The 26493-nt window shown below is 68.5% G+C and carries 22 protein-coding genes; 8 read left to right on the top strand and 14 right to left on the bottom strand.

Annotation, left to right across the window (positions count from 1 at the left end; all coding sequences use genetic code 11):
• The first annotated feature begins 28 nt into the window (after window positions 1-28).
• Window positions 29-661, top strand: a complete 633-nt coding sequence (locus AC1DZV_RS05890; RefSeq protein WP_476953215.1) for a hypothetical protein — start codon at window positions 29-31, stop codon at window positions 659-661.
• Here AC1DZV_RS05890 and AC1DZV_RS05885 read toward each other — a convergent pair.
• The 3 genes from AC1DZV_RS05885 to AC1DZV_RS05875 form a co-directional block, all read right to left on the bottom strand.
• Window positions 648-2498, bottom strand: coding sequence for an ABC transporter ATP-binding protein (locus tag AC1DZV_RS05885; RefSeq protein WP_476953214.1), 1851 nt, complete (start codon window positions 2496-2498; stop codon window positions 648-650). The genes AC1DZV_RS05890 and AC1DZV_RS05885 overlap by 14 nt on opposite strands.
• 33 nt (window positions 2499-2531) lie before the next feature.
• Window positions 2532-4043 (bottom strand): IMP dehydrogenase, encoded by a 1512-nt coding sequence (gene guaB, locus AC1DZV_RS05880; protein ID WP_018773740.1) that lies wholly within the window; start codon window positions 4041-4043, stop codon window positions 2532-2534.
• A gap of 274 nt (window positions 4044-4317) precedes the next feature.
• Window positions 4318-6402 carry an acyltransferase family protein gene (locus AC1DZV_RS05875; protein WP_476953213.1) on the bottom strand — a complete coding sequence of 695 codons (2085 nt, stop codon included), beginning with the start codon at window positions 6400-6402 and terminating at the stop codon, window positions 4318-4320.
• 204 nt (window positions 6403-6606) lie between these two features.
• Between AC1DZV_RS05875 and AC1DZV_RS05870 the strand changes: the two genes are divergently transcribed.
• On the top strand, window positions 6607-7575 hold the full coding sequence (locus tag AC1DZV_RS05870) for a DUF389 domain-containing protein (protein ID WP_476953212.1): 969 nt from the start codon (window positions 6607-6609) through the stop codon (window positions 7573-7575).
• Window positions 7576-7746: 171 nt separating this feature from the next.
• On the opposite strand, the gene groL is transcribed toward AC1DZV_RS05870, so the two are convergent.
• The 3 genes from groL to AC1DZV_RS05855 form a co-directional block, all read right to left on the bottom strand.
• The gene (gene groL, locus AC1DZV_RS05865; protein WP_476950057.1) at window positions 7747-9357 is read right to left on the bottom strand and encodes a chaperonin GroEL; all 1611 of its coding nucleotides are present in this window, start codon (window positions 9355-9357) and stop codon (window positions 7747-7749) included.
• Window positions 9358-9437: 80 nt separating this feature from the next.
• The gene (gene groES, locus AC1DZV_RS05860; protein WP_028275747.1) at window positions 9438-9734 is read right to left on the bottom strand and encodes a co-chaperone GroES; all 297 of its coding nucleotides are present in this window, start codon (window positions 9732-9734) and stop codon (window positions 9438-9440) included.
• A gap of 466 nt (window positions 9735-10200) precedes the next feature.
• Complete coding sequence (locus tag AC1DZV_RS05855; RefSeq protein ID WP_476953211.1) at window positions 10201-10635, bottom strand: hypothetical protein; 435 nt, start codon at window positions 10633-10635, stop codon at window positions 10201-10203.
• Window positions 10636-10701: 66 nt separating this feature from the next.
• Here AC1DZV_RS05855 and AC1DZV_RS05850 point away from each other — a divergent pair, with 66 nt between their 5' ends.
• Complete coding sequence (locus tag AC1DZV_RS05850; RefSeq protein ID WP_476953210.1) at window positions 10702-11931, top strand: class I SAM-dependent methyltransferase; 1230 nt, start codon at window positions 10702-10704, stop codon at window positions 11929-11931.
• A 78-nt stretch (window positions 11932-12009) separates the two neighbouring features.
• Here AC1DZV_RS05850 and AC1DZV_RS05845 read toward each other — a convergent pair whose 3' ends face one another.
• The gene (locus tag AC1DZV_RS05845) at window positions 12010-12843 is read right to left on the bottom strand and encodes a shikimate 5-dehydrogenase (RefSeq protein ID WP_476950060.1); all 834 of its coding nucleotides are present in this window, start codon (window positions 12841-12843) and stop codon (window positions 12010-12012) included.
• Between the two features lie 309 nt (window positions 12844-13152).
• Here AC1DZV_RS05845 and AC1DZV_RS05840 point away from each other — a divergent pair, with 309 nt between their 5' ends.
• Window positions 13153-14304 (top strand): glutamate--cysteine ligase, encoded by a 1152-nt coding sequence (locus tag AC1DZV_RS05840; protein ID WP_028275751.1) that lies wholly within the window; start codon window positions 13153-13155, stop codon window positions 14302-14304.
• Between the two features lie 84 nt (window positions 14305-14388).
• Here AC1DZV_RS05840 and tsaD read toward each other — a convergent pair whose 3' ends face one another.
• The 6 genes from tsaD to AC1DZV_RS05810 form a co-directional block, all read right to left on the bottom strand.
• Complete coding sequence (gene tsaD, locus AC1DZV_RS05835; RefSeq protein WP_476943773.1) at window positions 14389-15489, bottom strand: tRNA (adenosine(37)-N6)-threonylcarbamoyltransferase complex transferase subunit TsaD; 1101 nt, start codon at window positions 15487-15489, stop codon at window positions 14389-14391.
• Window positions 15486-15950 (bottom strand): ribosomal protein S18-alanine N-acetyltransferase, encoded by a 465-nt coding sequence (gene rimI / locus AC1DZV_RS05830; protein ID WP_476953264.1) that lies wholly within the window; start codon window positions 15948-15950, stop codon window positions 15486-15488. Before rimI ends, tsaD begins: the two co-directional genes overlap by 4 nt.
• Before the next feature lie 47 nt (window positions 15951-15997).
• On the bottom strand, window positions 15998-16669 hold the full coding sequence (gene tsaB, locus AC1DZV_RS05825; RefSeq protein WP_028275754.1) for a tRNA (adenosine(37)-N6)-threonylcarbamoyltransferase complex dimerization subunit type 1 TsaB: 672 nt from the start codon (window positions 16667-16669) through the stop codon (window positions 15998-16000).
• Complete coding sequence (gene tsaE, locus AC1DZV_RS05820) at window positions 16669-17295, bottom strand: tRNA (adenosine(37)-N6)-threonylcarbamoyltransferase complex ATPase subunit type 1 TsaE (RefSeq protein ID WP_476953209.1); 627 nt, start codon at window positions 17293-17295, stop codon at window positions 16669-16671. Before tsaE ends, tsaB begins: the two co-directional genes overlap by 1 nt.
• Complete coding sequence (alr, locus tag AC1DZV_RS05815) at window positions 17292-18512, bottom strand: alanine racemase (RefSeq protein ID WP_476953208.1); 1221 nt, start codon at window positions 18510-18512, stop codon at window positions 17292-17294. Before alr ends, tsaE begins: the two co-directional genes overlap by 4 nt.
• A 416-nt stretch (window positions 18513-18928) precedes the next feature.
• Window positions 18929-20020: a carbohydrate kinase family protein gene (locus AC1DZV_RS05810; protein ID WP_476950064.1), complete on the bottom strand. Its 1092-nt coding sequence runs from the start codon at window positions 20018-20020 to the stop codon at window positions 18929-18931.
• A gap of 93 nt (window positions 20021-20113) precedes the next feature.
• On the opposite strand from AC1DZV_RS05810, the gene AC1DZV_RS05805 reads away from it, so the two are divergent.
• Window positions 20114-21553 (top strand): family 4 glycosyl hydrolase, encoded by a 1440-nt coding sequence (locus tag AC1DZV_RS05805; RefSeq protein WP_476953207.1) that lies wholly within the window; start codon window positions 20114-20116, stop codon window positions 21551-21553.
• Between the two features lie 60 nt (window positions 21554-21613).
• Here AC1DZV_RS05805 and AC1DZV_RS05800 read toward each other — a convergent pair whose 3' ends face one another.
• Window positions 21614-22141, bottom strand: coding sequence for an N-acetyltransferase family protein (locus AC1DZV_RS05800; RefSeq protein WP_476953206.1), 528 nt, complete (start codon window positions 22139-22141; stop codon window positions 21614-21616).
• 131 nt (window positions 22142-22272) lie between these two features.
• Here AC1DZV_RS05800 and mshA point away from each other — a divergent pair, with 131 nt between their 5' ends.
• The 3 genes from mshA (at window position 22273) to AC1DZV_RS05785 (ending at window position 26480) form a co-directional block, all read left to right on the top strand.
• Window positions 22273-23538: a D-inositol-3-phosphate glycosyltransferase gene (gene mshA / locus AC1DZV_RS05795; RefSeq protein ID WP_243181048.1), complete on the top strand. Its 1266-nt coding sequence runs from the start codon at window positions 22273-22275 to the stop codon at window positions 23536-23538.
• Window positions 23539-23627: 89 nt separating this feature from the next.
• A complete protein-coding gene (locus tag AC1DZV_RS05790; RefSeq protein WP_476950068.1) occupies window positions 23628-25340 on the top strand; it encodes a formate--tetrahydrofolate ligase in 1713 nt (570 codons plus the stop codon).
• A gap of 255 nt (window positions 25341-25595) precedes the next feature.
• Entirely contained in the window at window positions 25596-26480 is an 885-nt protein-coding gene (locus AC1DZV_RS05785; RefSeq protein ID WP_476953205.1) for an endonuclease domain-containing protein, read from the top strand.
• Window positions 26481-26493: the final 13 nt, after the last annotated feature.

Here is a 26493-nt window from a genome sequence, read left to right as displayed (position 1 = left end):
GGGCGCCGCTTCGGCGTACTGTGGCGTCATGCTTTGGCGTAACGGACAGCGTTGGATCTTCGACGGACACATTGCCGGGCTCGGCACGGGATCGGGCCTGCGCGCGGTGGTGGGCGTGTGGACGCAGTCCCCGTTCGGGTCCTTCACCGACGCGATGGTCCAGCTGCCCTCCGGCCACCGGATCCTGCTGGCACCGAGCGTCGAGGCCGCCGATTTCATCAGCGCGGTCTATAACTTCGACGAGACCTGCATCGTGCCACTGGCATCAGAGCATGGGGTGGGGCAGCTCGCCGTCGACGCCGGGCCGCTGCGGATCCGCGCCCGGCTCGGGTCCCGCACCCGGCTGGGCGCCGTGGCGCGGCTGGTCCCCCGGGCTCTGGCGGTGCATCCGCGCTGGCTGCGTGCGGTCAGCCCTGTTGCGGGCAGGATCCTCCCCGGCGTGCGCACTGCGGGCACGGCCAAGGGCGGCCGGCGGGAATACTACGGGGTCACCGATCTGCACCGCATCGACGCCGCGACCGTCAGCTGGGACGGCGCCGACGCCGGCCCGCTCGCCGCCGTCCGCCCCGCCGTCGGCTTCGGTTTCAGCAGCGTCCCGCCCGAACCCAGCCTGGCCCGGGTGCGGACGACCATCGAGGGCGCTCCGCTTACTCGCCGCTGACGTTCTCGGTGTCCGGGACGGTGAGCTGGGACTCGAACATCCGGAAGTACCGGCCGCGGCGCGCCACAAGTTCCCTGTGGGTGCCTTGTTCCACGATGCGGCCTTCCTCGAGCATGTAGACCACATCGGCCTTCTCGATCGTGGCCAGGCGGTGGCTGATGGCGATGATGGTGCTGCTGCGGTCAGCGAAGAGCCGCGTGAAGATCCGGTGTTCCGCCAGCGCGTCGATGGCCGACGTCGGCTCGTCCATCACCATGAACGATGCGCCGCGGTAGAAGTTCCGGGCCATCGCCAGCCGCTGCCACTGCCCGCCGGAAAGGCCGGAGCCCTTCCGCCCGCGCGGGTCCTCCATCCAGTTGCTGACGTGGTTGTCCAGGCCGTTGGGCAGTTTGTTGATGAATTCGAGGGCCTCGGCATCCGCGGCGGAGCGCCGGACCCGTCCGTCGTCGCGGGGCGAATCGACGTCGCCAAAGAAGATGTTTTCCGCCGCGGTGGCGAATTCATACTTCAGGAACTCCTGGCTGAGCACCGCCAGGTGCCGGTGCCAGGAGGTGACGTCGACGGCGGCGAGGTCCACGCCGTCGAGCATCACCTGCCCGGAGTCGGGACTGTACAGCCCGGCCAGGATACGGATCAGGGTGGACTTGCCGGCCCCGTTCTCCCCCACGATCGCGATGTGCTGGCCCTGCCTGATGGTCATCGAAATGCCGCGGATCACCTCCAGTTCGCTGCCGGTGTACGTGAAGCGGATGTCCCGCAGTTCCACCGTCTTCGGCGCCTGCAGCAGCGGCGGGGCGTGGCCGGACGGCACGGGCAGGGCCATGAAGAGCTCGTAGTCCGTGAGGTTCGCCAGGTCCTCGTCGATCGAGCTCAGTGAGGAGACGAGGCTGTTGGCGGTCGAGAGGGCGCGGCTGACAATCTGCTGGACATAGAGGAACTGCCCCACCGGCTGGGCCCGGGCGATGATCTGGCCCACCACCCAGATCAGCGAGACCACCTCGGCGCCGTACTGCAGGGCATCGGCCGCGAGCTGTTTGGGGATGTAGCGCTTCTGGAAGTCCAGCCGGCGCTTTTCATCCGCGTCCCGCAGCCGGGAGCGCAGGCCCATCAGGTAGCCGACAATCCCGTAAAGCCGCATCTCGGCGATGTGCTGCGGTCGCAGGAGGTTGGTTTCGATCATCCTGCGCTGCCGGCGCGAATCGACCTGGGTGTTCCAGTGCGCGATCTGTTCGCGGGAGAGCTTGAACTGCAGGTAGACGCTGGGGACGATCGCAACCAGGACGATCACGGCGATCCACCAGCTGACCAGCAGCAGCGCGCCGATCGCCAGCAGCACGGAGACGAGCTGGGTGAAAATGGCGGCGATCCGGTCCAGGACGCGGGCGTAGGAGTCGGAGAAACGCTTCGCCCGGTCGTACAGGTCCACGGTCTCTTTGTCGTCGTAGCGCCAGAAGTCCAGGGTCAGGAAGCGCTCGTACATCAGGTCACCGACGATCGCGCCGACCCGGAAACTCATGAGCTGCTGGATGTAGCGGTCCACGCTGCTGAACGACCCCCAGAAGAGCCCGAGTGCCGCGGTGATGATGACGTACACGACGGCCTGCGCGCCGGCGTCGGCGTCCCCCGCGTAGGCGGCAGCCAGCGCCGTGGTGGTCAGGGCGGCGAAGTACGTCGTGACCAGCGGCAGCAGTGCCGAGATCAGCGAGCCCAGGACCTTCATGACGACGGCGGCGGGCGAGGCCCGGAAGCTCACCCGCAGCACTTGTGCCACGGCGCGGGCGTAGGGCTTGAGCGCGAGCTTGCGTTTGGGCGCGCGTGCCGGCAGAAGTTCGGACATGCCTCCAGCCCCCCACCCGGTTCGGACGGGGTCTTAGCGCGACCCGTAGTTCGGGGCTTCGACCGTCATCTGGATGTCGTGCGGGTGAGACTCCTTGAGCCCGGCCGCGGTGATGCGCACGAACTTGCCGCGTGCCTTCAGCTCGGCCACGGTCGGGGCGCCGGTGTAGAACATGGTCTGGCGGAGCCCGCCGACCAGCTGGTACGCCACCGATGACAGCGGACCGCGGTACGCGACCCGGCCCTCGATGCCTTCCGGGATGAGCTTGTCATCGCCGGAGACGTCGGCCTGGAAGTAGCGGTCCTTGGAGTAGGAGGTGTTCTTGCCGCGGGTCTGCATGGCGCCGAGGGAGCCCATGCCGCGGTAGCTCTTGAACTGCTTGCCGTTGACGAAAATCAGGTCGCCCGGGGATTCGTCGCAACCGGCCAGGAGCGAGCCGAGCATCACGGTGTCGGCGCCGGCGACGAGCGCCTTGCCGATGTCACCGGAGTACTGCAGGCCGCCATCGGCGATCAGCGGGACGCCGGCCGGGATGGCGGCCTTCGCCGACTCGTAAATGGCCGTGATCTGCGGGACGCCGACGCCGGCCACCACACGGGTGGTGCAGATGGACCCGGGACCGACGCCGACCTTGATGCCGTCGGCACCGGCGTCGATCAGGGCCTGGGCGCCTTCGCGGGTGGCGGCCTGGCCGCCGATGATGTCCACGTGCGCGGCAACGGGATCGGACTTGAGCCGGCGGATCATTTCCAGCACACCCTGGGAGTGGCCGTTCGCGGTGTCCACGAAGAGGGCATCCACACCGGCGTCGATCAGCGCCATGGCGCGTTCCCAGCCGTCGCCGAAGAAGCCGATCGCCGCGCCGACGCGCAGGCGGCCTTCATCGTCCTTGGTGGCGAGCGGGTACTGCTCGGCCTTGGTGAAGTCCTTCGTGGTGATCAGGCCCTTGAGCCGGCCCTGCTCGTCAACGAGCGGGAGCTTCTCGATCTTGTTCGTGGCCAGCTTGTGCGAGGCTTCCTCGCGGCTGATGCCGACGTGTCCGGTCACGAGCGGCATCTTGGTCATGACATCGCTGACCAGCCGCAGCGGGAAGTCGGATTCGGGCACGAAGCGGGTGTCGCGGTTGGTGACGATGCCCAGCAGCCTGTTGCCCTCGTCCACGACCGGCAGGCCGGAGACGCGGTAGCGTGCGCAGATTTCGTCCAGCTCGGCCAGCGTGGCCTCGGGGCCGATGGTCAGGGGGTTGGTGATCATGCCGGATTCGCTGCGCTTGACCCGGTCCACCTGGTCGGCCTGGTCGGCGATGGAGAGGTTGCGGTGCACGACGCCAAGACCGCCCTGGCGGGCCATGGCGATGGCCATCCGGGACTCCGTCACGGTATCCATCGCGGCGGAGAGCAACGGGGTCTGGACCGTGATGCGCTTGGAGATCCGGGACGACGTGTCCGCTTCCGAGGGGATCACGTCGGTGTGGCCGGGCAGGAGCAGGACGTCGTCGTACGTCAGGCCGATGAAGCCGAAGGGATCGTGTTCGGGCTGGGTCATGAGTGCGCCTCTTACCTTGGGTTACGGGGTCACGGGTAGGGGTTGCAACAGATGACCAGCCCGTCATTACGGGTCTGGCCTGTGCAGAAGGTCATGCAGAAGGTTCGTGCAGATGATTCGTGCAGAAGTCCTCAATAAATAGTAGAACCTTGGCGGCGATAGCCATATTCCGGGCGGTAACGTCCGGTTTCATTGTGAGCCGCCCCATGCCCGGACGGCTCCGCCGGCCGGCCGGGCCTGCCGGGCCTGTGGGCGTCGGACGGTGGGCGCCGGCCTACTTCCAGCCGGTGGCGGCGAGCAGCCGCCGTTCGAACATGGGGATCATGGTCTGGACGTACGTCTTGGTCAGGTGGTTGTCGTCCTTGTAGACGTACACGTTGCCGACCACCGCGGGGCATGTTCCGTTGGCGCAGATGAAATCGCTCATGTCCATGAGGTGCAGCCTGGGCACCTGGCCGCGGTAGGCGTCCAGCGGCGAGGACCCCGCGAGCGATTCCTGCTCCGGCACGTTGCACTCCGAGGCATCCGGGCCGTACTTCTGGACGCACTCGGGCATATTGATGGTGAAGCGGGGGTTGTCGCGGATGCCCACCACGTCCATGCCGGCGTCGGTGAAGGGCTTGATGCCCGCCAAATACTCAGGCACTTCGGTCTCGAACGGCGCTTCCTTGTGGGTCAGGGACGCAACCGTGAAAACGGCGTCGGGGCGGTGGTCCAGGACGTACTGCGCGCTGGCCCGGTTGAAGGCGTTGCAGTCCGCGTCCCGCACCGGGGACTCCCCACCGAAGCGGCAGTTGCCCTTCAGGAGGGTGACAACTTCCCAGCCGTGGCTTTTCGCGATGGGGCCCAGCGCCGCCATGTACTGCTGGGCATGGGAGTCACCGAGCACCACGATCCGTTTGGTGACCTTGTCCGGCTTGTTGTTCTGCAGGCACCCCTGAAGCAGGGGGTCGCTGGGGACGTTGGCGTCCGTGCACAGCCCGTCGATGTCGGCCCACTCGTTCTTCATCGCCGCCGGCGCGGGGATGATCTTGGCTTCCGGCGTGGGCTTGCCGGCGTTTTCCGGTGCCAGGGCGGCCGCGCCGGGGGTCAGTTCCTTGGGCTGGGAGGCCGCCTCGGCTTCGTCGGCCAGAAGCTGGCTCTGCCACACGGCGACGGGACCCGCCAGCAGGGCACCACAGGCGGCGATCACGACGGCGGTCCGCCAGGCGCGGCGCTTGGGCCAGTGCCATTCGCGCAGCGGCTTCTCGACGAAGCGGGTGGTGAGCACGGCCAGGACGAGGGACGCGGCAACGATGCACAGCCCCTGGAACAGGTTGGGCGCCGTGATGCCCGCCCCGGCGAGGGCCAGGACCAGCAGCGGCCAGTGCCAGAGGTAGAGCGCGTAGGAGTTATCCCCCAGCGCCACCAGGGGTTTCCAGGTCAGGAAGCGGTCAACCCCGAAGCGGCTGCCGCTTTGACCGGCGGTGATGATCGCGGCGGCGGCCAGCGTGGGCCACAGCGCGATGAATCCGGGGAACGAACGGTCCACGGTCAGCAGGAGCCCGCAGGAGAGCATGGCCACGAGGCCGGCCCAGCCGAGCACGTCGCGCAGCACCCTGCCCGGTTTCAGGTACGGCAGGGCGAGGGCCAGGAGCGAGCCGAGCGCGAACTCCCAGAGCCGAGCGCCGGTATCAAAGTAGGCGTGGGCCTGGTTCGTTGCGGTCTGCTGGATCGAGTAGGCCAGGGACACGGCGAAGATGGCGCCGAAGGCCGCGGCCAGCAGGGAGCGGTAACGCAGCAGGACGTGGTCCTGGCCGGTCCGGCGGCGGAGGAGGCGGGAAAGAAGTGCGGTGCCGGCAAAGACGAGCGGCCAGAGCACGAACACCTGGCCCTGGATTGAGAGTGACCAGAAGTGCTGGAGCGGGCTCGCGCCCGAATGGTCCTGGGCGTAGTAGTCCACGGCGCTGTCCGCCAGGAGCCAGTTCTGCCGGTACAGCAGGGAGGCCCAGGCCTGCTCAAGGACGTCGGGCCAGCGGCTTTGCGGCAGGATGGCCCAGGTGCCGGCGAGGACGCCGAGAACCACCACGACGACGGCGGGCAGCAGGCGCTTGAGCAGATGCAGCCAGTGGCTGAGCAGCCGCAGCGGCGCGCCGCTTTCGACTTTCCGCGTGAAGCTGAGTGTCATCAGGAAGGCTGAAATGAGGAGGAAGATGTCCACGCCGCCGGAGACCCGGCCCAACCACACGTGGTACGTGACCACCATGAGGACCGCGAGGGCGCGAAGGCCCTGGACTTCGGGGCGGTAGCTTGTTTTTCGGGTCGCCGGAGAACCTGCATCCGCCCGTGGCGGGGTGACGGTGGTTCGCTCGTTCGACACAAAGATCCCTTCCGGCCGGTTTCCAAAACACCAATGTTACCGAATTCCAAAACACCAATGTTACCGAAACGTAACTTTCTTTGCCAATCACACGGGCCGGCGGTGTCCTTCACACGCCTGGCCGGCGGCGCACCCAGGGTGCCGGCCGGCGCCGTCGGCCGCGGGGCGGAAGTTAGGCTGGTAGGAGTCTGAGGAGGCCGCCAAGTGATCGTGCAGGTGCGCATTTGTGTTCCGGGTGAATTGTCCGGAGTTGTTCTCGAAAGTTGTACAAACCACGTCGGCGTCTCGGAAGTGGCGCTCGCGAAGGCCTCTTCCGTCACGCCGCCCGGGGACGTTATCGAGGTCTTGCTGGCCCGGGAATCCGTGGAGGGGCTCGTGGAGAAGCTGCACGCCCTCGATGTCCAGCAGCGGGGATCGATTACGGTCATCGCACCGGACCTTGTGCTCTCGGACCGCGCCGACAGGGCGGAGGCGGAGGCTCCAGGAGAGGGCGCGGACGCCGTGATCTGGGATGAGGTGTCGCGGCAGACCGGCGAGGATTCGCGCCTGACGTGGAGTTTCCTGGCGTTCCTGGTCCTCGCGACCCAGCTGGCGGCCATCGGCATCGTGACGGACTCCACCATTGCGATCGTCGGCGCCATGGCAGTGGGCCCGGAGTTCGGCCCGCTGGCTGCCCTGGCCGTTGCCCTGGTCCGGCGCCAGCGGCGGCTCGGACGTGACGCGGCCCTGGCCCTCGGCGTTGGTTTTCCCGTCGCGATGCTGGCCGCCGCGCTGACCGCGTGGCTCTCCGTGCCACTCGGGCTGTTCCCCGCAGACGCGCTGGACCACGGTTCAGCGGTTGAATTCATTTACCACCCCGGCCCTTATTCCCTGATCGTCGCCGTCCTCGCCGGGACAGCCGGGATGCTGTCGGTCATCAGCCGGCGCTCGGCGGCGCTGATCGGGGTGTTCATCTCCGTCACCACGGTGCCGGCAGCCGGGTTCGTGGCCGTGGCACTGGTCCTGGGCGAGTACCAGAAGGCAGCCGGCTCTGCCCTGCAACTGTTCCTGAACCTGCTCGGAATCGTCGTGGCCGCCGTCGGCGTCCTGCTGTTTTACCGGCTGGTGACCAAGCGACTGGCGCCGGACACCGCCCGCAAGCTGCGGCGCAGGGCGGACCGCTCCCAGCACTGACACACGGGCGCCGCAGGTATCGGCCACGGCCCACGGCGCCCCGAGTCCGCCGGAAATGCCGGGATCTTCGTGGCCGAATCCGAGCAAACCTGCGGCCAAAAGCGCGACGAAACCCCTAACGAAAAAAGGGACGGCCCGGCAGATGCCGGACCGTCCCCCTGCGGGCAGAGCCTAGTGCTTGTGCCCTGCGTGCTCGTCTTCGTCAGCCGGCTTTTCCACCACGAGGGTTTCCGTGGTGAGGACCAGTGCCGCGATGGAGGCCGCGTTGCGCAGAGCCGCACGCGTCACCTTGACCGGGTCGATCACGCCAGCGGCGATCAGGTCTTCGTATTCGCCGGACTTTGCGTTGAAGCCCTGGTTCACGGCGGATTCGGCGACCTTGGCAACGACGACGTAGCCGTCGAAGCCGGCGTTCTGGGCGATCCAGCGCAGCGGCTGGGTCAGGGCGCGGCGGACAATGCCGACGGCGGCAGCCGCGTCACCTTCGAGGGCCTGGACGGCAGCGTCCTCGTCGAGCGCCTTCAGCGCGTGGATGAGGGCGGAGCCGCCGCCGGCCACGATGCCCTCTTCGAGGGCAGCGCGGGTGGAGGACACGGCGTCCTCGATGCGGTGCTTCTTTTCCTTCAGCTCAACCTCGGTGGCAGCGCCGACCTTGATCACGCCGATGCCGCCGGCCAGCTTGGCCAGGCGTTCCTGCAGCTTTTCCTTGTCCCAGTCCGAATCGGTGCGGGTCAGCTCGGCGCGCAGCTGGGCAACACGGGCGGCGACGTCCTCGGCCGAACCGGCGCCGTCGACGATCGTGGTGTTGTCCTTGGTGACCGTGATGCGGCGCGCGGTGCCGAGCACCTCAAGGCCAACGGTGTCCAGGCTCAGGCCCAGCTCCGCGGAGACAACCTGCGCACCGGTGAGGGTCGCGATGTCCTGCAGCATGGCCTTGCGGCGGTCACCGAAGCCCGGAGCCTTGACGGCGACCACGTTCAGCGTGCCGCGGATGCGGTTGACGATCAGCGTGGACAGGGCCTCGCCCTCGACGTCTTCGGCGATGATGAAGAGCGGCTTGGAGCTCTGCAGCGCCTTTTCCAGCAGCGGCAGGAAATCCTGCACCGAGGAGATCTTGCCCTGGTTGATCAGGATCAGTGCGTCCTCGAGGACGGCCTCCTGGCGCTCCGCGTCAGTGACGAAGTACGGGGACAGGTAGCCCTTGTCGAACTGCATGCCCTCGGTCAGGACCAGCTCGGTCTGCGTGGTGGAGGACTCCTCGATGGTGATCACACCATCCTTGCCGACCTTGCCAAACGCCTCGGCCAGGAGCTCGCCGACCTCGTCGCTCTGGGCGGAGATTGCGGCCACGTTGGCGACCTGCGTGCCTTCAACCGGGCGCGCGTTCTGCAGCAGGCGGGCGGCGACGGCCTCGACGGAAACCTCGATGCCGCGCTTGATTTCGCCCGGTGCGGCGCCTGCCGCTACGTTGCGCAGGCCTTCCTTGACCAGGGCCTGGGCCAGGACGGTGGCGGTGGTGGTGCCGTCGCCGGCAACATCGTTGGTCTTGGTGGCGACCTCCTTGGCGAGCTGCGCGCCAAGGTTCTCGTAGGGGTCGTCCAGCTCGACTTCACGGGCGATCGTTACACCATCGTTGGTGATCGTGGGGGCGCCCCACTTCTTGTCCAGCACAACGTTGCGGCCGCGCGGGCCCAGCGTGACCTTGACGGTGTTGGCGAGCTTATCGATGCCGGCTTCAAGCGACCGGCGGGCAGCGTCGTTAAACGCAAGCTGCTTTGCCATGGTTTTGTCCTTTCAAGACAGAACCCCGCGCAACTGATCCGTTCATTGCGAAGGATCGGCTGCGCGGGGGTCCAAGAGAGTTACTTTACGACGATCGCCAGAACGTCGCGGGCGGAGAGTACGAGGTACTCGGTGCCGCCGGTCTTGACTTCGGTTCCGCCGTACTTGGAGTAGATGACGACGTCGCCGACGGCAACGTCAACGGGAACGCGGTTGCCGTTGTCATCGAAGCGGCCGGGGCCTACTGCAACAACTTCGCCTTCCTGCGGCTTCTCCTGCGCGGAGTCCGGGATAACCAGGCCGGAAGCCGTGGTCTGCTCGGCTTCGAGCGGGCGGACAACAATACGATCCTCAAGAGGCTTAATAGAGACCGACACTCGGACCTCTCCTTTTCGTCAGCAAATTCGTGGACTATGAAGCGGTGATGCCAAGGCGCACAGACCGTCGTCGCGGTGCCGGCAGCGTGCCTGGCGGAACGCGCTTCATGTGTTAGCACCCTCCTAGGGAGAGTGCTAATGACGACTCTATGTAAATGGTTAGCACTCGGTCAAGGCGAGTGCCAGAAATTCGTTCCGGGTGAACATTTCCCCGTAGGAGGACATGCCCATTTTTTGTTGCGGCCAGAGGACACTTGGGCATCGTGCTCACTGCCCGCGCTGAGCAATGGACTTGCCCATCATGCGTGGGCTGCCGGGGAGGACATGCCCAACGGGTGCGGGCAGCCCGGGAGGACATGTCCCTTCGTGGCGCAGGAGGCTGGGCATGTCCCGCGGCCTGTGGTCGTTGGCCGTTTGGCGGTGCGGTGCGCGCCCACCAGCGCCCTTTAGCCTGCCTACTCGCTGGCTACTGGTCTGCGAGGTCGTCGAAGTCCACGTCCTCGCCGTCGTCTTCGTCCGTGTTCTGGCCTTCGTCATTCCGGTGCCGGAACGACAGCACGGCGCCGGCGGCGGCCAGCAGAATGCCGGCGATGAGGAAGATGATGCCGCCGAGCCGGGCCGCGGCATAGGTCTCGCGGATGGCCCTGGCCTCGTCCGTGGCGTCCTGGACGTTCTTGCCGCCGACGGAATACACGGTGGCGTTGAAGGAATCGAGGAAGAAGATAATCACCAAAAGTGCGACGGACACGACGGCGATCACCGCGCCGGCAATCAGCGCCGGTTTTGCGTAGCGGGCCAGTCCCTGCGGGCGCCGGCGCCCCGGCCCGGCGTCGTCGTTGCCAACCGTGTCCTGCCCGGCCGTGTCCGCTGAGATGCTGTCGCCTGTGCCGCTGTCTTCCATGCCATCAAGCCTAGCCCCCGCCGTCCGGTCACAGCGCGCCCGCGGACCTCAACTACGCTGGATGGCATGACTGACGCACCGCAGGAACATATTGCCCCGATCCTCACCCCCGAGGGCTGGGAGCTGCTGGCGTCGTTGGGCCCGTACCGCGAGGACGAGGCCTTCCGCCTCACGGCGTCGCTGCGCAAGGCCGGCCACTCCCCCGAGCTGGTCTCGGCCGTGCTCACCCAGTCCCGGCTGCGGACCAAGGCCGAGGCGAAGTTCGGCGAATTCGCCCGGCAGATGATTTTCACGAAGGCCGGCCTGGAACAGGCCACCCGGCTCACGGTGGCGGCACGGCACGCGCAGCGGTTCGCGGAGGCCGGGATCGGCCACGTCGCGGATCTCGGCTGCGGGCTCGGGGCGGACTCCATGGCCCTGGCCTCCCTGGACCTGGTGGTCACCGCCGTGGAAATTGATGAGGCCACGGCCGCCTGCGCCACGATGAACCTGATCCCGTTCCGCAATGCCACGGTGGTCCATTCCGATGCAACGTCGGTTTCGCTCGAGGGGGTCGACGGCGTCTGGCTCGACCCGGCCCGGCGCACGACGTCCACCTCGGGTACCAAACGGATCTGGGATCCGGAGGATTTCTCCCCGCCGCTGTCCTTCGTGGAGTCACTCGCAGGCTCCGGCCGCGCCGTCGGCGTGAAGATGGGACCGGGCATGCCGCACGATTCCGTGCCGGCCGGCTGCGAGGCGCAGTGGGTCTCCGTGGGCGGGGACGTGACCGAGGTGGCCCTGTGGTTCAACGCGGTGCGGCGTCCCGGGGTGCGGCGCGCAGCCCTCGTGCTCGGCCCCCTTGGTTCCGCTGAGCTCACCAGCGGCGAGGACTTCGGTGCCGGCCCGGTGGCGCCCGTGGGACCCGTGGAGGGGTACCTGTACGAGCCTGACGGCGCGGTAATCCGCGCCGGCCTGGTGGCCGACGTCGCCCTCCGACTGGGCGGGCACCTCGTGGACGAGCACATCGCCTACATCTGCGCCCCGGAGCTGCATGACACCCCGTTCGCCAAGGCGTACAGGGTCCTGGAGGTGATGCCGTTCAACGTCAAGGCACTCAAGGCCTGGGTCAAGGATCAAGGCATCGGGGTCCTGGACATCAAGAAGCGCGGTATGGCTGTCACACCCGAAGAGCTGCGCAAGCAACTCCTGCCCGGCGGCGGCGCAAAGCACAAGGACAAGGACAAGAAAGCAGCCACCCTGGTCCTCACCAGGATCGGCGAGGACCGGGTGGCCGTCTCAGTGGAGCCCGTCTAGCCCCGCCAGCGGGATCCCACCGGCGCAGTGCCCCGCCGCCGGATCTCAGCGAAGCGGCCGGGCAACTGGGCTGTCGCGCTACTGGGCCCGCGTGAAGTCCTCGGCTGACCGGATTTGCTCGTCGGTCGGCCGGACGCCGGTGTACAGCACGAACTGCTCGAGCGCCTGGATGGTGGCGACCTCGGCTCCGGTGATCACGGTCTTGCCGGCCGCGCGGCCGGCCTTGATCAGCGGTGTCTCGGCCGGGAGCGCGACGACGTCGAACACCACTTTGGCGGCGTCGATGGCCTCCTGCGGGAAGGGCAGCGCGGCGGCGTCCGGGCCTCCGGCCATCCCGATGGGGGTGACGTTGATGAGCATGTCCGCCGTGCCGGTACCGGACGCCGCAGAGCCAAGGTCCGGGCGCCAGGCGAAGCCGTACTGTTCGGCCAGGGCGCGGCCGGGGCCCTCGTTGCGGGCCACGACGGTCACGTCCTTGAACCCGGCATCCCGCAGCGCGGCCACGGTGGCCTTGGCCATGCCGCCGGCGCCCAGGACCAGCACCGAGTAGTCCGTGGGGACTGCATTGCTCTGCAGGAGCTGCTCAATTGCGGTGTAGTCGGTGTTGTACGCCGTGAGCCGGCCGCCGTCGTTGACGATGGTGTTGACCGAGTCGATGGCCTTCGCCGACGGGTCCATGACGTCAACGAGGGCGATCACGTCCTCCTTGTAAGGCATGGACACGGCGCAGCCGCGGATGCCGAGGCCGCGCACCCCGGCGATCGCCTGGGCGAGGTCGGTGGGGGCAAAGGCCTTGTAGATCCAGTTCAGGCCCAGCTGTTCGTACAGGTGGTTGTGGAAGCGCGTCCCGTTGTTGCTGGGCCGGGCCGAGAGCGAGATACACAGGGTCATGTCTTTGTTCAGAATGGGCACAGCTCCATTAAACGCCAGGATCGCTCCGGCTACCCGCAGCCCAACGCGCAACCGCGCGCGCCGTCGCTGACCAGCGATGTTGTGAATACACTCACGCACCAGCGGCAACTTTGACACCGTCCCGGGGCCGCCCCTGCACTAGACTTGGACCACCCGTAGCCCTGCCGGCCGCCCGGCCGGCGCACTGGTGTGTGGGAAATTGCACGTGACACCGCCGGTGCCATGTCCAGAGGCATGTCCGAGGATGTTTGCCAGCGCATTTCCCCGCCAGGACCACGGCCAGCGACAGCAAAACAGTGAAGGGACCACATGAAGATCGAGTTCGCTTCATCAAGGCAGTCGACTCTTGGCGTGGAATGGGAGCTGGCGCTCGTCGACGCCGAGACCGGTGAGCTGGCCTCCGTGGCGAACCAGGTGCTGCGCGGCGTCGCGGCCCGGCATCCCGAACTCAATGAGGACGACGAGCACCCGCACATCAAGCAGGAGCTGCTGCTGAACACCGTGGAGCTCGTCACCGGCATCTGCACCACCGTCGCGGAGGCCAAGGCGGACCTGAGCAGCTCGCTCGCGGCTGTCCGGGACGTGACCGATCCGATGGGGGTGGAGATCTTTTGCGCCGGGAGTCACCCCTTCAGCCCGCCCCAGCTGCAGCCCGTCACGGACAAGGCACGCTACGCCAAGCTCATTGACCGGACCCAGTGGTGGGGCCGGCAGATGGTCATTTACGGCGTCCATGTGCACGTCGGACTGGACAGCCGGGACAAGGTCCTTCCGGTGCTGGACGGCCTGGTCAATTACTTCCCGCATTTCCAGGCGCTCTCCGCGTCCAGCCCGTTTTGGGGCGGCGAGGACACCGGATACGCCTCGCACCGCGCCCTCATGTTCCAGCAGCTGCCCACCGCCGGGCTGCCGTTCCAGTTCGCCAGCTGGGAGGACTACGAGTCCTACGTCCAGGACATGTTCACCACAGGTGTGATTGACACGCTCTCCGAGATCCGGTGGGACATCCGCCCCGTTCCGGCGCTTGGCACCATCGAGATGCGCATTTGCGACGGCCTGGCCACCCTCGAGGACGTCGGGGCGATCGCGGCACTGACGCAGTGCCTTGTCGACGAATTTTCCACCACGCTGGAAAACGGTGGCACCATTCCCACGATGCCCCCGTGGCATGTGCAGGAAAACAAGTGGCGCGCGGCCCGGTACGGCCTGGACGCGATCATCATCCTCGACGCCGACGGCAACGAGCAGCTCGTAACGGAGCACCTGCGCGAGACGCTCAAGCGGCTTGAGCCGGTGGCGGCGAAGCTGGGCTGCAGCGCCGAACTGGCCGACGTCGAGAAGATCATCGAGCGCGGCGCCGGCTACCAGCGGCAGCGCCGGGTCGCCGCCGAGCACGGCGGGGACCTGCGCGCCGTCGTCCTGGACCTGGTCAAGCAGATGCGCCAGGGCCCGGACGCCTAGCTCCGGCGCCCAACAGCCGCCACGCGGGCGGCCGGAGCCCCAGGCCGTCCTAGCTCCACGCGGACGAACCCTCAGGCTGTGGCCTCAGGCGGAGACGGTCGTGACCGGCATTGAGGAATCCGGGGCAAAGCCGATCCCGCTCGGTTGCACGCCGGCCATCACCAGTTGCGCCCCGAGCGCGGCCACCATGGCGCCGTTGTCCGTGCACAGCGGCAGCGGCGGCACCGTCAGCCGGATGCCGGCCGCACTGCAGCGTTGTTCGGTGAGCTGGCGCAGCCGCGAGTTGGCGGCGACCCCGCCACCCAGGAGGACCTCCGTGATGCCGTTTTCACGGCAGGCGAGCACCGCCTTGGCGGTGATGACATCCACCACGGCTTCCTGGAAGGCCGCGGCGATGTCTGCCACGGGCACCTCCTCGCCGCGGGCCTCGAACTGCTCCACGCAGCGGGCGACGGCGGTCTTGAGCCCGCTGAAGGACCAGTCGTAGCGGTGCGGTCCGGGTTCCTCGGCGGTCCCCATGTACTTGGGCTGTGTGAGCCCGCGCGGGAACCGGATGGCTTTGGCGTTGCCCGTGCGCGCGAGCTTGTCGATGGCCGGGCCGCCCGGGTAGCCCAGGCCCAGGAGCCGTGCCACCTTGTCATACGCTTCGCCGGCGGCGTCATCGATCGTGGAGCCCAGCAGCTCGACGTCGTCCGTGATGCTCCGGATCCGCAGGATCTCGGTATGGCCGCCGGAGACCAGGAGCGCGCCCATATTCTCCGGCAGGGCGTGCGGCGTTGTTTGTGGCGACGGCGCGCCGGCGCCCTGCTGCAGGAGCCCGACGCCGACATGCGCCACCAGGTGGTTGATGGCGTAGAGCGGTTTGCCGGTGGCGACGGCGAGCGCCTTGGCCGCGCATACCCCCACCATGAGGGCACCTGCCAGGCCCGGCCCTGAGGTGACGGCGATCGCGTCGATGTCCGCGAGCGTCACTCCCGCCTCCGCGAGGGCCTCCTCGAGGGTGGGGACGAACGCGTCGAGGTGGGCGCGGGAGGCGATCTCGGGGATCACGCCGCCGAAGCGGACGTGTTCATCCATGGAGGACGAGACGGTGTTCGTCAGCAGGGTGGTTCCCCGGACGATGCCGACGCCGGTTTCGTCGCAGGAGGACTCGATGCCGAGCACGAGCGGCTGGGTGCGGTTCATGGTCGGCCTGCTTCCGTTGGCTGGGGTCTGAGTTCGCGGGGCAGCTGGAGCCGCATGATCAGGGCGTCGACGCCGTCTCGGTAGTAGCGGGGCCGGACGTGGATCTGTTCGAAGCCGAAGCGCAGGTAGAGCTGCTGGGCCCGGGGGTTGTCCGCCCTGACCTCGAGCAGCACGTCCTGGGCGTGCCGGCGCCGGCTTTCCGCGATCAGCTCAGTGAGCAGGGCAGAGCCGATGCCCTTGCCTTCCTGCTCGGGCACCACGGCGATGGTCTGGACGTCTGAGATCGGTTCGATGCACATGAGCCCGGCATAGCCCACGATCCCGCCGTGCACCTCCGCCACGAGGTAGCGGCGGGTATCCACCTGCGCCAGCTCGTCGTGGAACATCTGCAGCGGCCAGGCATCCATGGGAAAGAGCCGGAGTTCCAGGGCGTGGATGGCGGGGATGTCCGCGGCGTCCATGTCCCGCAGGGTGACCCCGCCGGGCAGCCGGACGGCTCGCTCCGCGCTCACAGGGCACGCTTCCGGGGTCCGGGCACTTGGGCGTCGGATTCGCGCAGGTACAGGGGGGTGGAGTCCAGGAGCTGTTCCCCCGCGGAGAGCCGGGCGAGTGCGAACTGGCCGAGCGAGAGGGCCTCCGGCTGGCGGGTGCTGAATTCCGCGACCGCCTTGACTGCGTCGGAGTAGATTCCTGCCCCGGCACCGTAGACGGGCAGATCCGGCAGGTCCGCGGCGAATCCCACGTGCGGGCCGTCCTCCAGATGCGGCAGCTGGGCATCGGAGAGGGTGTACCGGGCCCAGTACACTTCCTTGCGGCGCGCATCGGTGGCGACAATGAACTCCGCTGCCGAGTCGGTGGATTCGGCTACTTCCAGGGCGATGGCGTCCAGGCTCATGACGCCGTACAGCGGCTTGCCCCAGACAAAAGCGAGGGTGCGCGCCGTGACGATCCCGGAGCGCAGCCCCGTGAACGGGCCGGGGCCGACGCCGGTGACGATAGCGTCGACGTCGTGCCCGCTGACGCCGGCCTCAGCCAGGAGCCCGTCGATCCCCGGGGCCAGGACCTCCGCGTGGGTGCGCGTGTCCTCGGTGGCGAAGCTGGCGAGCACGGATTCCGGCGCATCATCGGAGACCAGGGCGGCGCTGGCGACAGCTGAAGTGTCGATGGCGAGGATCAGCATCAGGGATTCCGTTCCGGGCTCTGGGGCGTGGTCCCGGGCAGGGGCTCGGCGCCGGGCAGCGTCGGGGCTTCGGCCCAGCGCGGGCCGAAGCCGCGGATGACGACGGTCCGCGGTTCGTCGTCGTCGTCAGTGTCGAAATCCAGAACGGGACTGGCGCCGGTTTCGGCTGGGGTTTCGGGGGTTTCGGCGGAAGCGGCGGCGCCTCCGCGGGTGCGGTGGAGTTCGACCTCCAGCCGGCTGTCGCTGAGGTGCTCAACCCTGCCGCGGCCCCACTCGACCACCGTCACGGCGCTGTCCAAGGTGTTTTCAAGATCGATGTCGTCGATTTCAGCGGCCGACTCCAGTCGGTAGGCATCCACATGCACCAGGTCCGGTCCGCCCGGCCGGGGTCCTCCGGGGAGGTTGGGGTGGATGCGCACCAGGACAAAGGTCGGCGAGATGATGCCGGCCCGCACTCCCAGGCCCTCCCCCAGCCCCTGCGTGAACGTGGTTTTGCCGGCACCCAGTTCGCCGGTCAGGACCAGCAGATCGCCGGTCTCCAGCACGGTGCCGAGGGCCGCGGCGAGCGCATGCGTCTGCGCCGCCGTGTGGACCTCAAGGCTCCGTTCCCACGCGGGCGCGCTCACGGCCGCTCTTCGCCGGTGGAGGGCTCTTCGTTCAGGTAGCGGCGCGGCACGCGGGGGCTGATCCTGGTGACGATCTCGTAGTTGTTGGTACCGGCGGCCTTGGCCCAGTCATCGGCTGTGGGTCCGCCGTCGGCGCCGTCGCCAAACAGCACTGCCTCGGCGCCGAGGATGCTCGGGCCTCCGGCCGCCACGTGGCGGGGTCCGAGGTCGATCACCATCTGGTCCATCGCAATTCGCCCCACTACCGGATAGTTCACGCCCTCGACCCGGACGGGGCCACCGGTGGCGATGCGCGGCACGCCATCGGCGTAGCCCAGTGGGATGAGCCCGAGGGTGCTGACGCCGTCCGTGCGGTAGTTCAGCCCGTAGGAAACGCCCTGCCCGGCGGGCACGTCCTTGCAGTGCGAGACCACCGTGCGGACCGTCATGGCCGGGCGCAGCCCGAGCTCCGCCGGGCTTTGCCCTTCGAAGGGTGACAGCCCGTACAGGCCCAGCCCCACGCGGACGAGGTCAAAGTGGGTGTCCGGCCGGGAGAGGGTGGCCGGGGTGTTGGCGAGGTGGCGGACCTCGGGGTCCACGCCGGCGTCCTGGGCGACGGCGAGGACCTGGCGGAACGCGGCGAGCTGCTCGTCGGTTTCGGGCCGATCGGGTTCGTCGGCGACGGCCAGGTGGGAGAAGATTCCCACGACCCGGAGCAGGCCCTGGTCCTGGTGTTCCATGGCTTCGCCGACCAGGCTGTCCCAGGCATCGACGGTGGCGCCGTTGCGGCCGAGCCCGGTGTCGACCTTCAGGTGGACGCGGGCGGGCCGTTCCTGCTCGCGGGCCGCGGCCACGATCCGGTCCAGTTCCCAGCCCGAGCAGCCTATGTCGATTCCTGCGGCCACTGCGGCGGCGAAGTTGCTGTCCGGGGTGTGCAGCCAGGCCAGCAGCGGCGCCTCGATCCCGGCGGCGCGCAGGGCGAGGGCCTCGGAGATGTGGGCGACGCCAATCCAGCTAGCCCCCGCGCCGAGGGCCGCGCGGGCCACCTGGACGGCGCCGTGCCCGTAGGCGTCGGCCTTGACCACAGCCATGACCTGCGCGGGTGAGGCCACTGCTGCGATGCGGCGGACGTTGTGCCGGATGGCGTCGAGATCGATTACGGCTGAGCGCTCCTCAGCGTGGGCCGGCACTGCCGCCGAACCGGGCAGGAGATCGCCTGTTGCTGCTTGGTAAGTCACCTAACGATTCTAGGCGCGGTGCTGCGGGCCGAATAATCGGCCGGCCCGGCCACCGCTGGACATGCCCATTCCTCCCCGCGGGACATGCTCATTTTTCACACTCAAGGACGCGCACAACGGGTCCATGCCCGAGCCCCGGCCCCASCGGAGGACATGCCCASTGGTGGCACGAATCCGGCCGCACCCACCGCGGGACATGCTCATTTTTCACACTCAAGGCCGTGCACAACGGGTCCATGCCCGAGCCCCGGCCCCAGCGGAGGACATGCCCASTGGTGSCACGRATCCGGCCGCACCCACCGCGGGACATGCTCATTTTTCACACTCAAGGCCGTGCACAACGGGTCCATGCCCGAGCCCCGGCCCCACCGGAGGACATGCCCACTGGTGGCACGAATCCGGCCGCGCCGGCCCGTCTATGCGTCGGACTGGTGCGCGATGGTCGCCGTCGCGCGCCGCTGCGCCTCGGGCGGGACGTCGTGCAGGATCTCTTCCAGGAAGCGGTAGCGGCGAAGCCATTGGCTGCTTTGCCGTTCCTTCCGGGCATTGGCCCGCTGCCACCAGTCGGCAATGTCGCCCCAGCCGGGCGCGGCCAGCGAGCCGCCCACCTCCTGGACGGCCAGTGCGGCGCACAGATTGGCAAAGCGGAGACGGTCTCCCAGCGGCCAGCCGGCCAGGGAGCCGACAATGAAGGCCGCACCGAAACAGTCACCGGCGCCGGTGGGATCGTAGGCCCGGACCGGCAGGGAGGGGACCCACTCCTCCTCCCCCGTTTCCGAATCCACGGCCATGGATCCCTGGGCGCCGAGGGTGACCACCGCCACCGGAACCCGGTCCGCAAGCGAGTACAGGGCGGACCAGGGGTCGTCGCAGCCCGTGAAGTTCATGGCCTCGTGCTGGTTCGGCATGAAAGCGTGGAAATACTTCAGGTTGTCCAGCCGGGTCGAGGACCACGCGCCGGTGGGGTCCCAGCCGACATCGCCGAACAGCTGGACGCCGTTCTTGTGCGCGTCGACTGCCCACGGTTCGAGTTCCTCCCCCAGCTCCGCGACGGCTGCGAGCGCCGGCGGCGGGCATCCGACCAGCTCGGTGGAGGTCACCGGCGCCGGGTGCCCGTGCGTCACCATGGACCGGTCCTTCTCCACGCTCAAGGACACTGTGACGGGCGAATGCCAGCCTGGAACACGCCGGGACAGGGACAGGTCCACGTGTTCCTGGGCGGCCAGAATCTTCCAGTTGTAGTCACCGTAGCCGTCATCGCCGAACACGGCGGCAAGGCCGGTCCGCAGTCCCAGCCGGGAGGCGGCGATGGCCTGATTGGCGACGCCCCCGGGGCAGCTGCCCATCCCGTCGCTCCAGATTTCCGTGCCGGGCTGCGGCGCGTGGGGAAGCCCGGTGAAGATGATGTCCTGGAACACGGTCCCGGTCAGGAGCAGGTCGAATCCGTCCGCGGCCGGGCTGCGGACGGCAGAGAGCGGATCAAATCGCCGCGCCGGGGTCGCGTCCATATACGGCACATTACGCCGTACCGCCGTCGAGGGATACCAGGGGAAAGCGGGGCCCAAACCGGCGGGGAACAAGGTGGGGAATAGACTGTCCGCATGCGGCTCACGATCGCCGGCGGAGGCGGCTTCCGCGTCCCCCTGGTCTACCGGGCGCTCTCTGCCGGGCCTTTCGCGGGGCTGGTGCGGGAGCTGGTGCTCTACGACGTCGACCCCGCCAGGCTGGCGGCCATCGAGGCGGTCCTGGCCTCCCTCGCCCGGCAGGGCCCGCCGGGTTCCAGCCTGCCGGGTTCCGGCCCGCAGATCCGTGCCGTGTCCTCGCTCCCCGAGGCCCTGGACGGCGCCGACATGGTCTTCGCCGCCATCCGGCCCGGCGGCACCGCCGGCCGGTCCGCCGACGAGCGGATTGCCCTGGACCTCGGACTCCTGGGCCAGGAAACCACCGGCGCCGGCGGGATCTCCTACGCGCTTCGCTCCATTCCGCCGATGCTGCGGCTCGCCGAGGAAATGCGGAGCCGCTGCCCCGGGGCGTGGCTGCTCAACTTCACCAACCCCGCGGGCATGGTGACGGAGGCCCTGGTCCCCGTGCTGGGCCCCAGGGTGATCGGGATTTGCGACTCCGCCAGCGGCCTGGTGCACCGCGCGGCGCGGGCCGCCGGCGTCGCGCTGCCCGAGGGCACGCTCGACGGCGTGGGCTACTACGGCCTGAACCACCTCGGCTGGCTGTACCGGCTGGGGGCCGGGGGCAGGGACGCCCTCCCGGCACTGCTCGCGAACTCTGCGGCGCTGTCGGAATTCGAGGAAGGCCGGCTGTTCTCCCCCGGGTTGCTGGCCAGCCTTGGCTGCCTGCCGAATGAATATCTTTTCTACTACTACGACACCATTCGTGCGGTGGCCGGCATGCGCGCCGCAGGTCAGACCCGGGGGGAATCGATCGCCCGGCAGCAGGCCGAGCTCTATCCCCGGCTGGCCGCCGCCGGAGCCGAGGCTTTTGCGCTGTGGGAGGGCGCCCGCCGGTCCCGCGAGGAGGGCTACCTCGCGGAGGCCCGCACCTCGGGCGAACGCCGCGACGAGACCGACCTCGCCGGCGGCGGCTACGAGCGGGTGGCACTGGCGGCCATGCGCGCCCTCTCCGGCGGCGGCGCGGCGGACCTGATCCTCAACACACGCAACGCCGTCACCACCGTTGGGTCCGCCGACCCGGAAGCGGGCGGCGCCGGGTCCGGAGCACAGGTGGTGCCGGCTGTCCCGGGGCTGCCGGCCGACGCCGTCGTCGAAGTTCCGTGCCGGGTGACGCCCGACGGCGCCAGGCCGGTCCCGCAGGACCGTCCGGGACCGGCCCAACTGGAGCTGCTGCGCCGCGTCAAGGACGTCGAACGGCTCGTGGTGGAGGCGGCGACGACCGGCCGGCGGGAGGCGGCCCTCGCCGCGTTCGCCAGGCATCCGCTCGTGGATTCGGATGTCCTCGCCGGCCAACTGCTGGCCGGCTATGAAGCAGCCTTCCCGGAGCTGGGCCGCCTCTGGCACAGCGGGCCGTAGCTGCCCGTGGGCCTTAACGGCCCGCCAACATCAGCGTCCCGCGGCACCGGGCCGGCAACCCTAGAGCTTTCGGTACATCACGTGCAGGCCCACGTAGCCCAGTTCAGGGTGGTTGAACGCCTCGGGAATGGTCGCAAGCACCTCGAAGCCCATCGATTTCCACGCGGCCACGGCCCGGACATTGCTTTCCACCACGGCGTTGAACTGCATGGCCCGGAAACCGGCGTCGCGCGCGGCGTCGAGCGAATAGGCGCAGAGGGCCCGGGCCAGTCCGCGGCCTGCCTGGGCCGGGTGGACCATGTAGCCCGCGTTCGCCACATGGCTGCCGCCGCCGCCCTGGTTGGGGTGCAGCTCGCCGGTGCCAAGAACCGCGCCGGTGTCGGAGGCTACCGCGACGAACGTCCGGCCCGGCGCCAGCTTGAACCAGCGTGCGCGGGCCTCGTCCTCGGCCGTGTCCCGGTCCCAGGTAAAAGTCTCCCCGGACCGGACGACGGGTTCCAGGATCGCCCAGATGCCCGGCCAGTCCTCCGGGCCAGCCTCCCGGATGGTCCAGCCGGCTGCAGGTTCTTGTCCTGTCGTAGTGTTCACAGCGGCCACGTTAGCAGCACGCCCCGGTCTGCGGACCGAGCCTGCGGTCCCGTGAACCGGCCGGCACTTCAGGAGTAATGTTTTATCGACATGCATTGGGCAGAAAGAAATGGGCAGAGGAAAGGGGAACCGTGTCGCTGATCCGCCGCGTCGCTTTCCTCTCCCTGCACACCTCGCCCATGGAACAGCCCGGCTCCGGTGACGCCGGCGGCATGAACGTGTACGTCCGGGCGCTGGCCGCCGCCCTCGCCGAGACCGGCGTGGAAGTGGAGATCTTCACCCGGTCCACCTCGGCCACCCAGCCCGCCGTCGAACACCCGTCCCCGGGCGTGTGCGTGCACAACGTCCTCGCCGGCCCGCCCCGGAAGCTGCCCAAGGAGGAACTTCCGGGGCTGCTGCACAGCATGGTCGCCGAGATCAACCGGATCCGCCAGCTCCAGCCGCACGGCCGGTATGACGTCATCCATTCCCACTACTGGGTCTCCGGGGTGGCCGGACTGGAGCTCGCGGAGCTGTGGCGGCTGCCCCTCGTCCACACCATGCACACGATGGCGAAGGTCAAGAACCAGCTCCTCGAGTCCGGCGAACAGCCCGAGCCGCGGCGGCGTGAGGACGGCGAGCACCGGATTGTCGACGGCGCCACCCGGCTGATCGCCAATACCGGCACCGAAGCGGCCGAACTCGTCTCGCACTACAACGCCGACATCGACCACATCGACGTCGCGCCGCCCGGCGTGGACCTGGCCGTCTTCACGCCGGCCTTCAGGAACCGGGCCAGGGCCCAGCACGGCATCGCCCCGGGCAAGTTCCATCTGCTGTTCGCGGGCCGGATCCAGCGGCTCAAGGGCCCGCAGATCCTGATCAAGGCGGCGGCGCTCCTGCGCTCCCGGCGCCCGGACATCGACCTGCAGCTGACCATCCTGGGGGCCGTCAGCGGCGCCAAGGACTTCAACCTCAAGACGCTGATCAGCGCCGCCGGAATGGACGACGTCGCCACCCACCACCCGCCGGTGAACGCCCCGGAACTGGCCGGCTGGTACCGGTCCGCCGACGTCGTGGTCATGCCCTCCTACAGCGAGTCCTTCGGCCTGGTGGCGCTGGAGGCGCAGGCCTGCGGGACGCCGGTCCTCGCCACGAAAGTCGGCGGCCTCTCCCGCGCCGTCCAGGACGGACGGACCGGGATGCTGATCGAGGGCCACAAGGCCAGCGACTGGGCGGACGCCCTCGAGTCGCTCTTCGACGACACCCAAACCCGCACCGACATGGGGCGCGCCGCCGCGATCCATGCCCAGGAGTTCGGCTGGCAACGCACCGCCGCGATTACGCTGGAGAGCTACCACACCGCCGTGAGCCAGTATTTTGGAAGCCTGACCATCCCGGTGGGCCACACACCCTGAACCGGATCCACCCCCTCCGCCCGCTCCAACCCCGGCCGGCAACACCGGACCGGGACAAACCCGCCGACGCCACGAGCCGAAGGACAACGATGTCTGAGACCACCACTGCCGGGAACAACGTCCCCAGCGACCTGGAAATTGCCCAGCGGGCAGTCATGAAGCCGATCGGGGAGATTGCGGCGGCCGCCGGCATCACCCCGGACGCGCTGGAACTCTACGGACCTTACAAGGCCAAGATCGACCCTGCGAAGCTGACCGTTCCGGCGGGAGCCCCCGTGCGCGCGCCCGGCAAGGTGGTGCTGGTCTCCGCGATGTCGCCCACCCCCGCCGGCGAAGGCAAATCCACCACGACGGTGGGGCTCGCGGATTCCCTGGCCCGGGCCGGGCACAGCGTGATGATCGCGCTGCGCGAACCCTCGCTCGGCCCCATCCTGGGCATGAAGGGCGGCGCGACCGGCGGCGGCTACTCCCAGGTGCTGCCGATGGACCAGATCAACTTGCACTTCACGGGCGATTTCCACGCCATCACCTCGGCGAACAACGCCCTCATGGCACTCGTGGACAACCACATCTTCCAAGGCAACGAGCTCAACATCGATCCGCGCCGGATGACGTTCAAGCGCGTCCTGGACATGAACGACCGGTCCCTCCGGGAGGTAGTAATCGGTCTCGGCGGGCCTGCCCAGGGCACGCCGCGGCAGGACGGCTTCGACATCACCGTGGCCTCGGAGATCATGGCCGTGTTCTGCCTCGCCACGGACCTGAACGATCTGCGCGACCGGCTCGGCCGGATCACGTTCGGCTACACCTACGACCGCCGGCCCGTCACCGTGGCCGACCTCGGCGTCCAGGGCGCCCTGACCATGCTGCTCAAGGACGCGATCAAACCCAACCTCGTGCAGACCATCGCCGGCACCCCGGCGCTGGTGCACGGCGGGCCCTTCGCCAACATCGCCCACGGCTGCAACTCCCTCATCGCCACGCAGACGGCCCGCCGCCTTGCGGACATCGTCATCACCGAGGCGGGGTTCGGCGCGGACCTCGGCGCCGAAAAGTACATGGACATTAAGGCGCGGATGGCCGACGTCGCCCCGTCCGGCGTCGTCCTCGTGGCCACCGTCCGGGCGCTCAAGATGCACGGCGGCGTGCCGAAAGACCTGCTCAAGGAGCCCAACGTGGAGGCGCTGGCCGCCGGCGTCGCCAACCTGCGGCGCCACATCCGCAACGTCGAGAAGTTCGGCATCACCCCGGTTGTGGCGGTCAACAAATTCGCCACGGACACCGCTGAGGAGCTGGACTGGCTGCTTCAGTGGTGCGCCGCAGAGGGAGTCCAGGCCGCGGTGGCCGATGTGTGGGGCCGCGGCGGTGGCGGCGACGGTGGCGACGAGCTCGCGGCGAAGGTGGCGGCCGCGATCGAGGCCCCGCACGGCTTCCGGCACCTGTACCCGCTGGAGATGTCCGTGGAGGACAAGATCCGGACCATCGTGCAGGAGATCTACGGCGCCGACGGCGTGGACTTCTCCGTGCCCGCGCTCAAACGGCTGGCCGAGATCGAGAAGAACGGCTGGTCCGGGATGCCGGTGTGCATGGCGAAGACCCAGTACTCCTTCACCGACGACGCCACCCGGCTCGGCGCGCCCAAGGGCTTTACCATCCACGTCCGGGATCTCATCCCCAAGACCGGCGCGGGCTTCATCGTGGCCCTCACCGGCGCCGTGATGACCATGCCGGGCCTGCCCAAGGTGCCGGCAGCGATGCGGATGGACGTCGACGACGCCGGCAACCCGGTCGGCCTCTTCTAAACGCCTCTGACGCTCCCTCACATCCTGCATCCCCCCAACCAACGATCCCTCAGGTCCGGCAACTCCCCAACCGACGCTCCCTCAGGTCCGGCGTGGCGCTTGACCCTGCCGCCGCGGGCCGATCCGGGACATCTGTGGATAACTCCTGCGCGGCTCTCCAAATAGGTTCAAAATGCCAGCATGGAAAAGCCTACGAAGCTTCCCGGTCCACTCAGCGCAGCACCCTTTACCATCGCGGATGCAAGGTCCTTGGGAGTGCCGAGAACCAGACTCAGGCACTCCGACGTAATTCACATCAGCCGGGGTCTTTACCGGCCCACGGATTGGGACTTCGAACTGGAGGCGGCGGCCCGTGCGTTGGCCGCAGCGTCGCCCGGCGCCTGGATCTCCCACGTCACCGCTGCCAGGCTCCGATGCCAGATATTGCCTCCCTGGCTATCGGACTCGGAGGAGCTGCACCTGAGCAAGGCGCGGGCGCTCCCGGAGGTCCGGCGCAAAGGCGTACTCGGACACACGGTTCTTGCGTTGGAGGGCGAGGTCGAGACAGTGGACGGGATCCGGATCGGCACGCGCTCCCGGACGTGGCTCGACCTCGCCCTGCGGTTGAGCCTGCCGGCGTTGGTCTGCATGGGTGACGAGCTGGTGCGGATTCCCCGACTGGGGTTGGAAGGGCGTAGCGATCCCTTTGCGACCATCGATGAGCTGCGTTGGATGGTGGGCCGTCACCCGAATCTGCAGGGAATCGTCCGCGCCCGTGCCGCTCTGGACTTGATGCGCGTGGGCTCGGATTCAGCGCCGGAGACATTGCTGCGGCTAGCGATGTGCGACGCCGGACTCCCGGAACCGGAACTGCAGCTCCCGCTGCGCCCGGACAGTCCTGCCACGCCGACGGCGGACCTTGGGTATCGCCGTCGGCGGCTGGCGGTTCAGTACGACGGCGGGCACCACCTGGTCCCCGCACAGATCTTCAGCGACCGCCGCCGTGACACGGCCTTCGAGGCAGCGGGATGGACAGTGCTCGTCCTGACAAAAGATGACCTCGCGGATGGCTTCTCCGGCGTAGTCACCAAGATGAAGCGAATCCTCCGCACCTCATACCTCAGCCCGCCGGCCGCAGCTGGCTTTTCCAGCGCAATCTGAGGCAGCAAGCCGC

The organism is Arthrobacter sp. P1_D12 (assembly GCF_056406175.1).
This window is presented reverse-complemented; position numbering and strand designations above follow the sequence as displayed.

Bases quoted from the DNA above. Each gene is read 5' to 3' on its own strand.
- AC1DZV_RS05890 (WP_476953215.1), top strand. From the start codon at position 29: ATGCTTTGGCGTAACGGACAGCGTTGGATCTTCGACGGACACATTGCC.
- AC1DZV_RS05885 (WP_476953214.1), bottom strand. From the start codon at position 2,498: ATGTCCGAACTTCTGCCGGCACGCGCGCCCAAACGCAAGCTCGCGCTC.
- guaB (WP_018773740.1), bottom strand. From the start codon at position 4,043: ATGACCCAGCCCGAACACGATCCCTTCGGCTTCATCGGCCTGACGTAC.
- groL (WP_476950057.1), bottom strand. From the start codon at position 9,357: ATGGCAAAGCAGCTTGCGTTTAACGACGCTGCCCGCCGGTCGCTTGAA.
- AC1DZV_RS05855 (WP_476953211.1), bottom strand. From the start codon at position 10,635: ATGGAAGACAGCGGCACAGGCGACAGCATCTCAGCGGACACGGCCGGG.
- AC1DZV_RS05850 (WP_476953210.1), top strand. From the start codon at position 10,702: ATGACTGACGCACCGCAGGAACATATTGCCCCGATCCTCACCCCCGAG.
- AC1DZV_RS05840 (WP_028275751.1), top strand. From the start codon at position 13,153: ATGAAGATCGAGTTCGCTTCATCAAGGCAGTCGACTCTTGGCGTGGAA.
- tsaD (WP_476943773.1), bottom strand. From the start codon at position 15,489: ATGAACCGCACCCAGCCGCTCGTGCTCGGCATCGAGTCCTCCTGCGAC.
- rimI (WP_476953264.1), bottom strand. From the start codon at position 15,950: ATGGACGCCGCGGACATCCCCGCCATCCACGCCCTGGAACTCCGGCTC.
- tsaB (WP_028275754.1), bottom strand. From the start codon at position 16,669: ATGCTGATCCTCGCCATCGACACTTCAGCTGTCGCCAGCGCCGCCCTG.
- AC1DZV_RS05810 (WP_476950064.1), bottom strand. From the start codon at position 20,020: ATGGACGCGACCCCGGCGCGGCGATTTGATCCGCTCTCTGCCGTCCGC.
- AC1DZV_RS05805 (WP_476953207.1), top strand. From the start codon at position 20,114: ATGCGGCTCACGATCGCCGGCGGAGGCGGCTTCCGCGTCCCCCTGGTC.
- AC1DZV_RS05790 (WP_476950068.1), top strand. From the start codon at position 23,628: ATGTCTGAGACCACCACTGCCGGGAACAACGTCCCCAGCGACCTGGAA.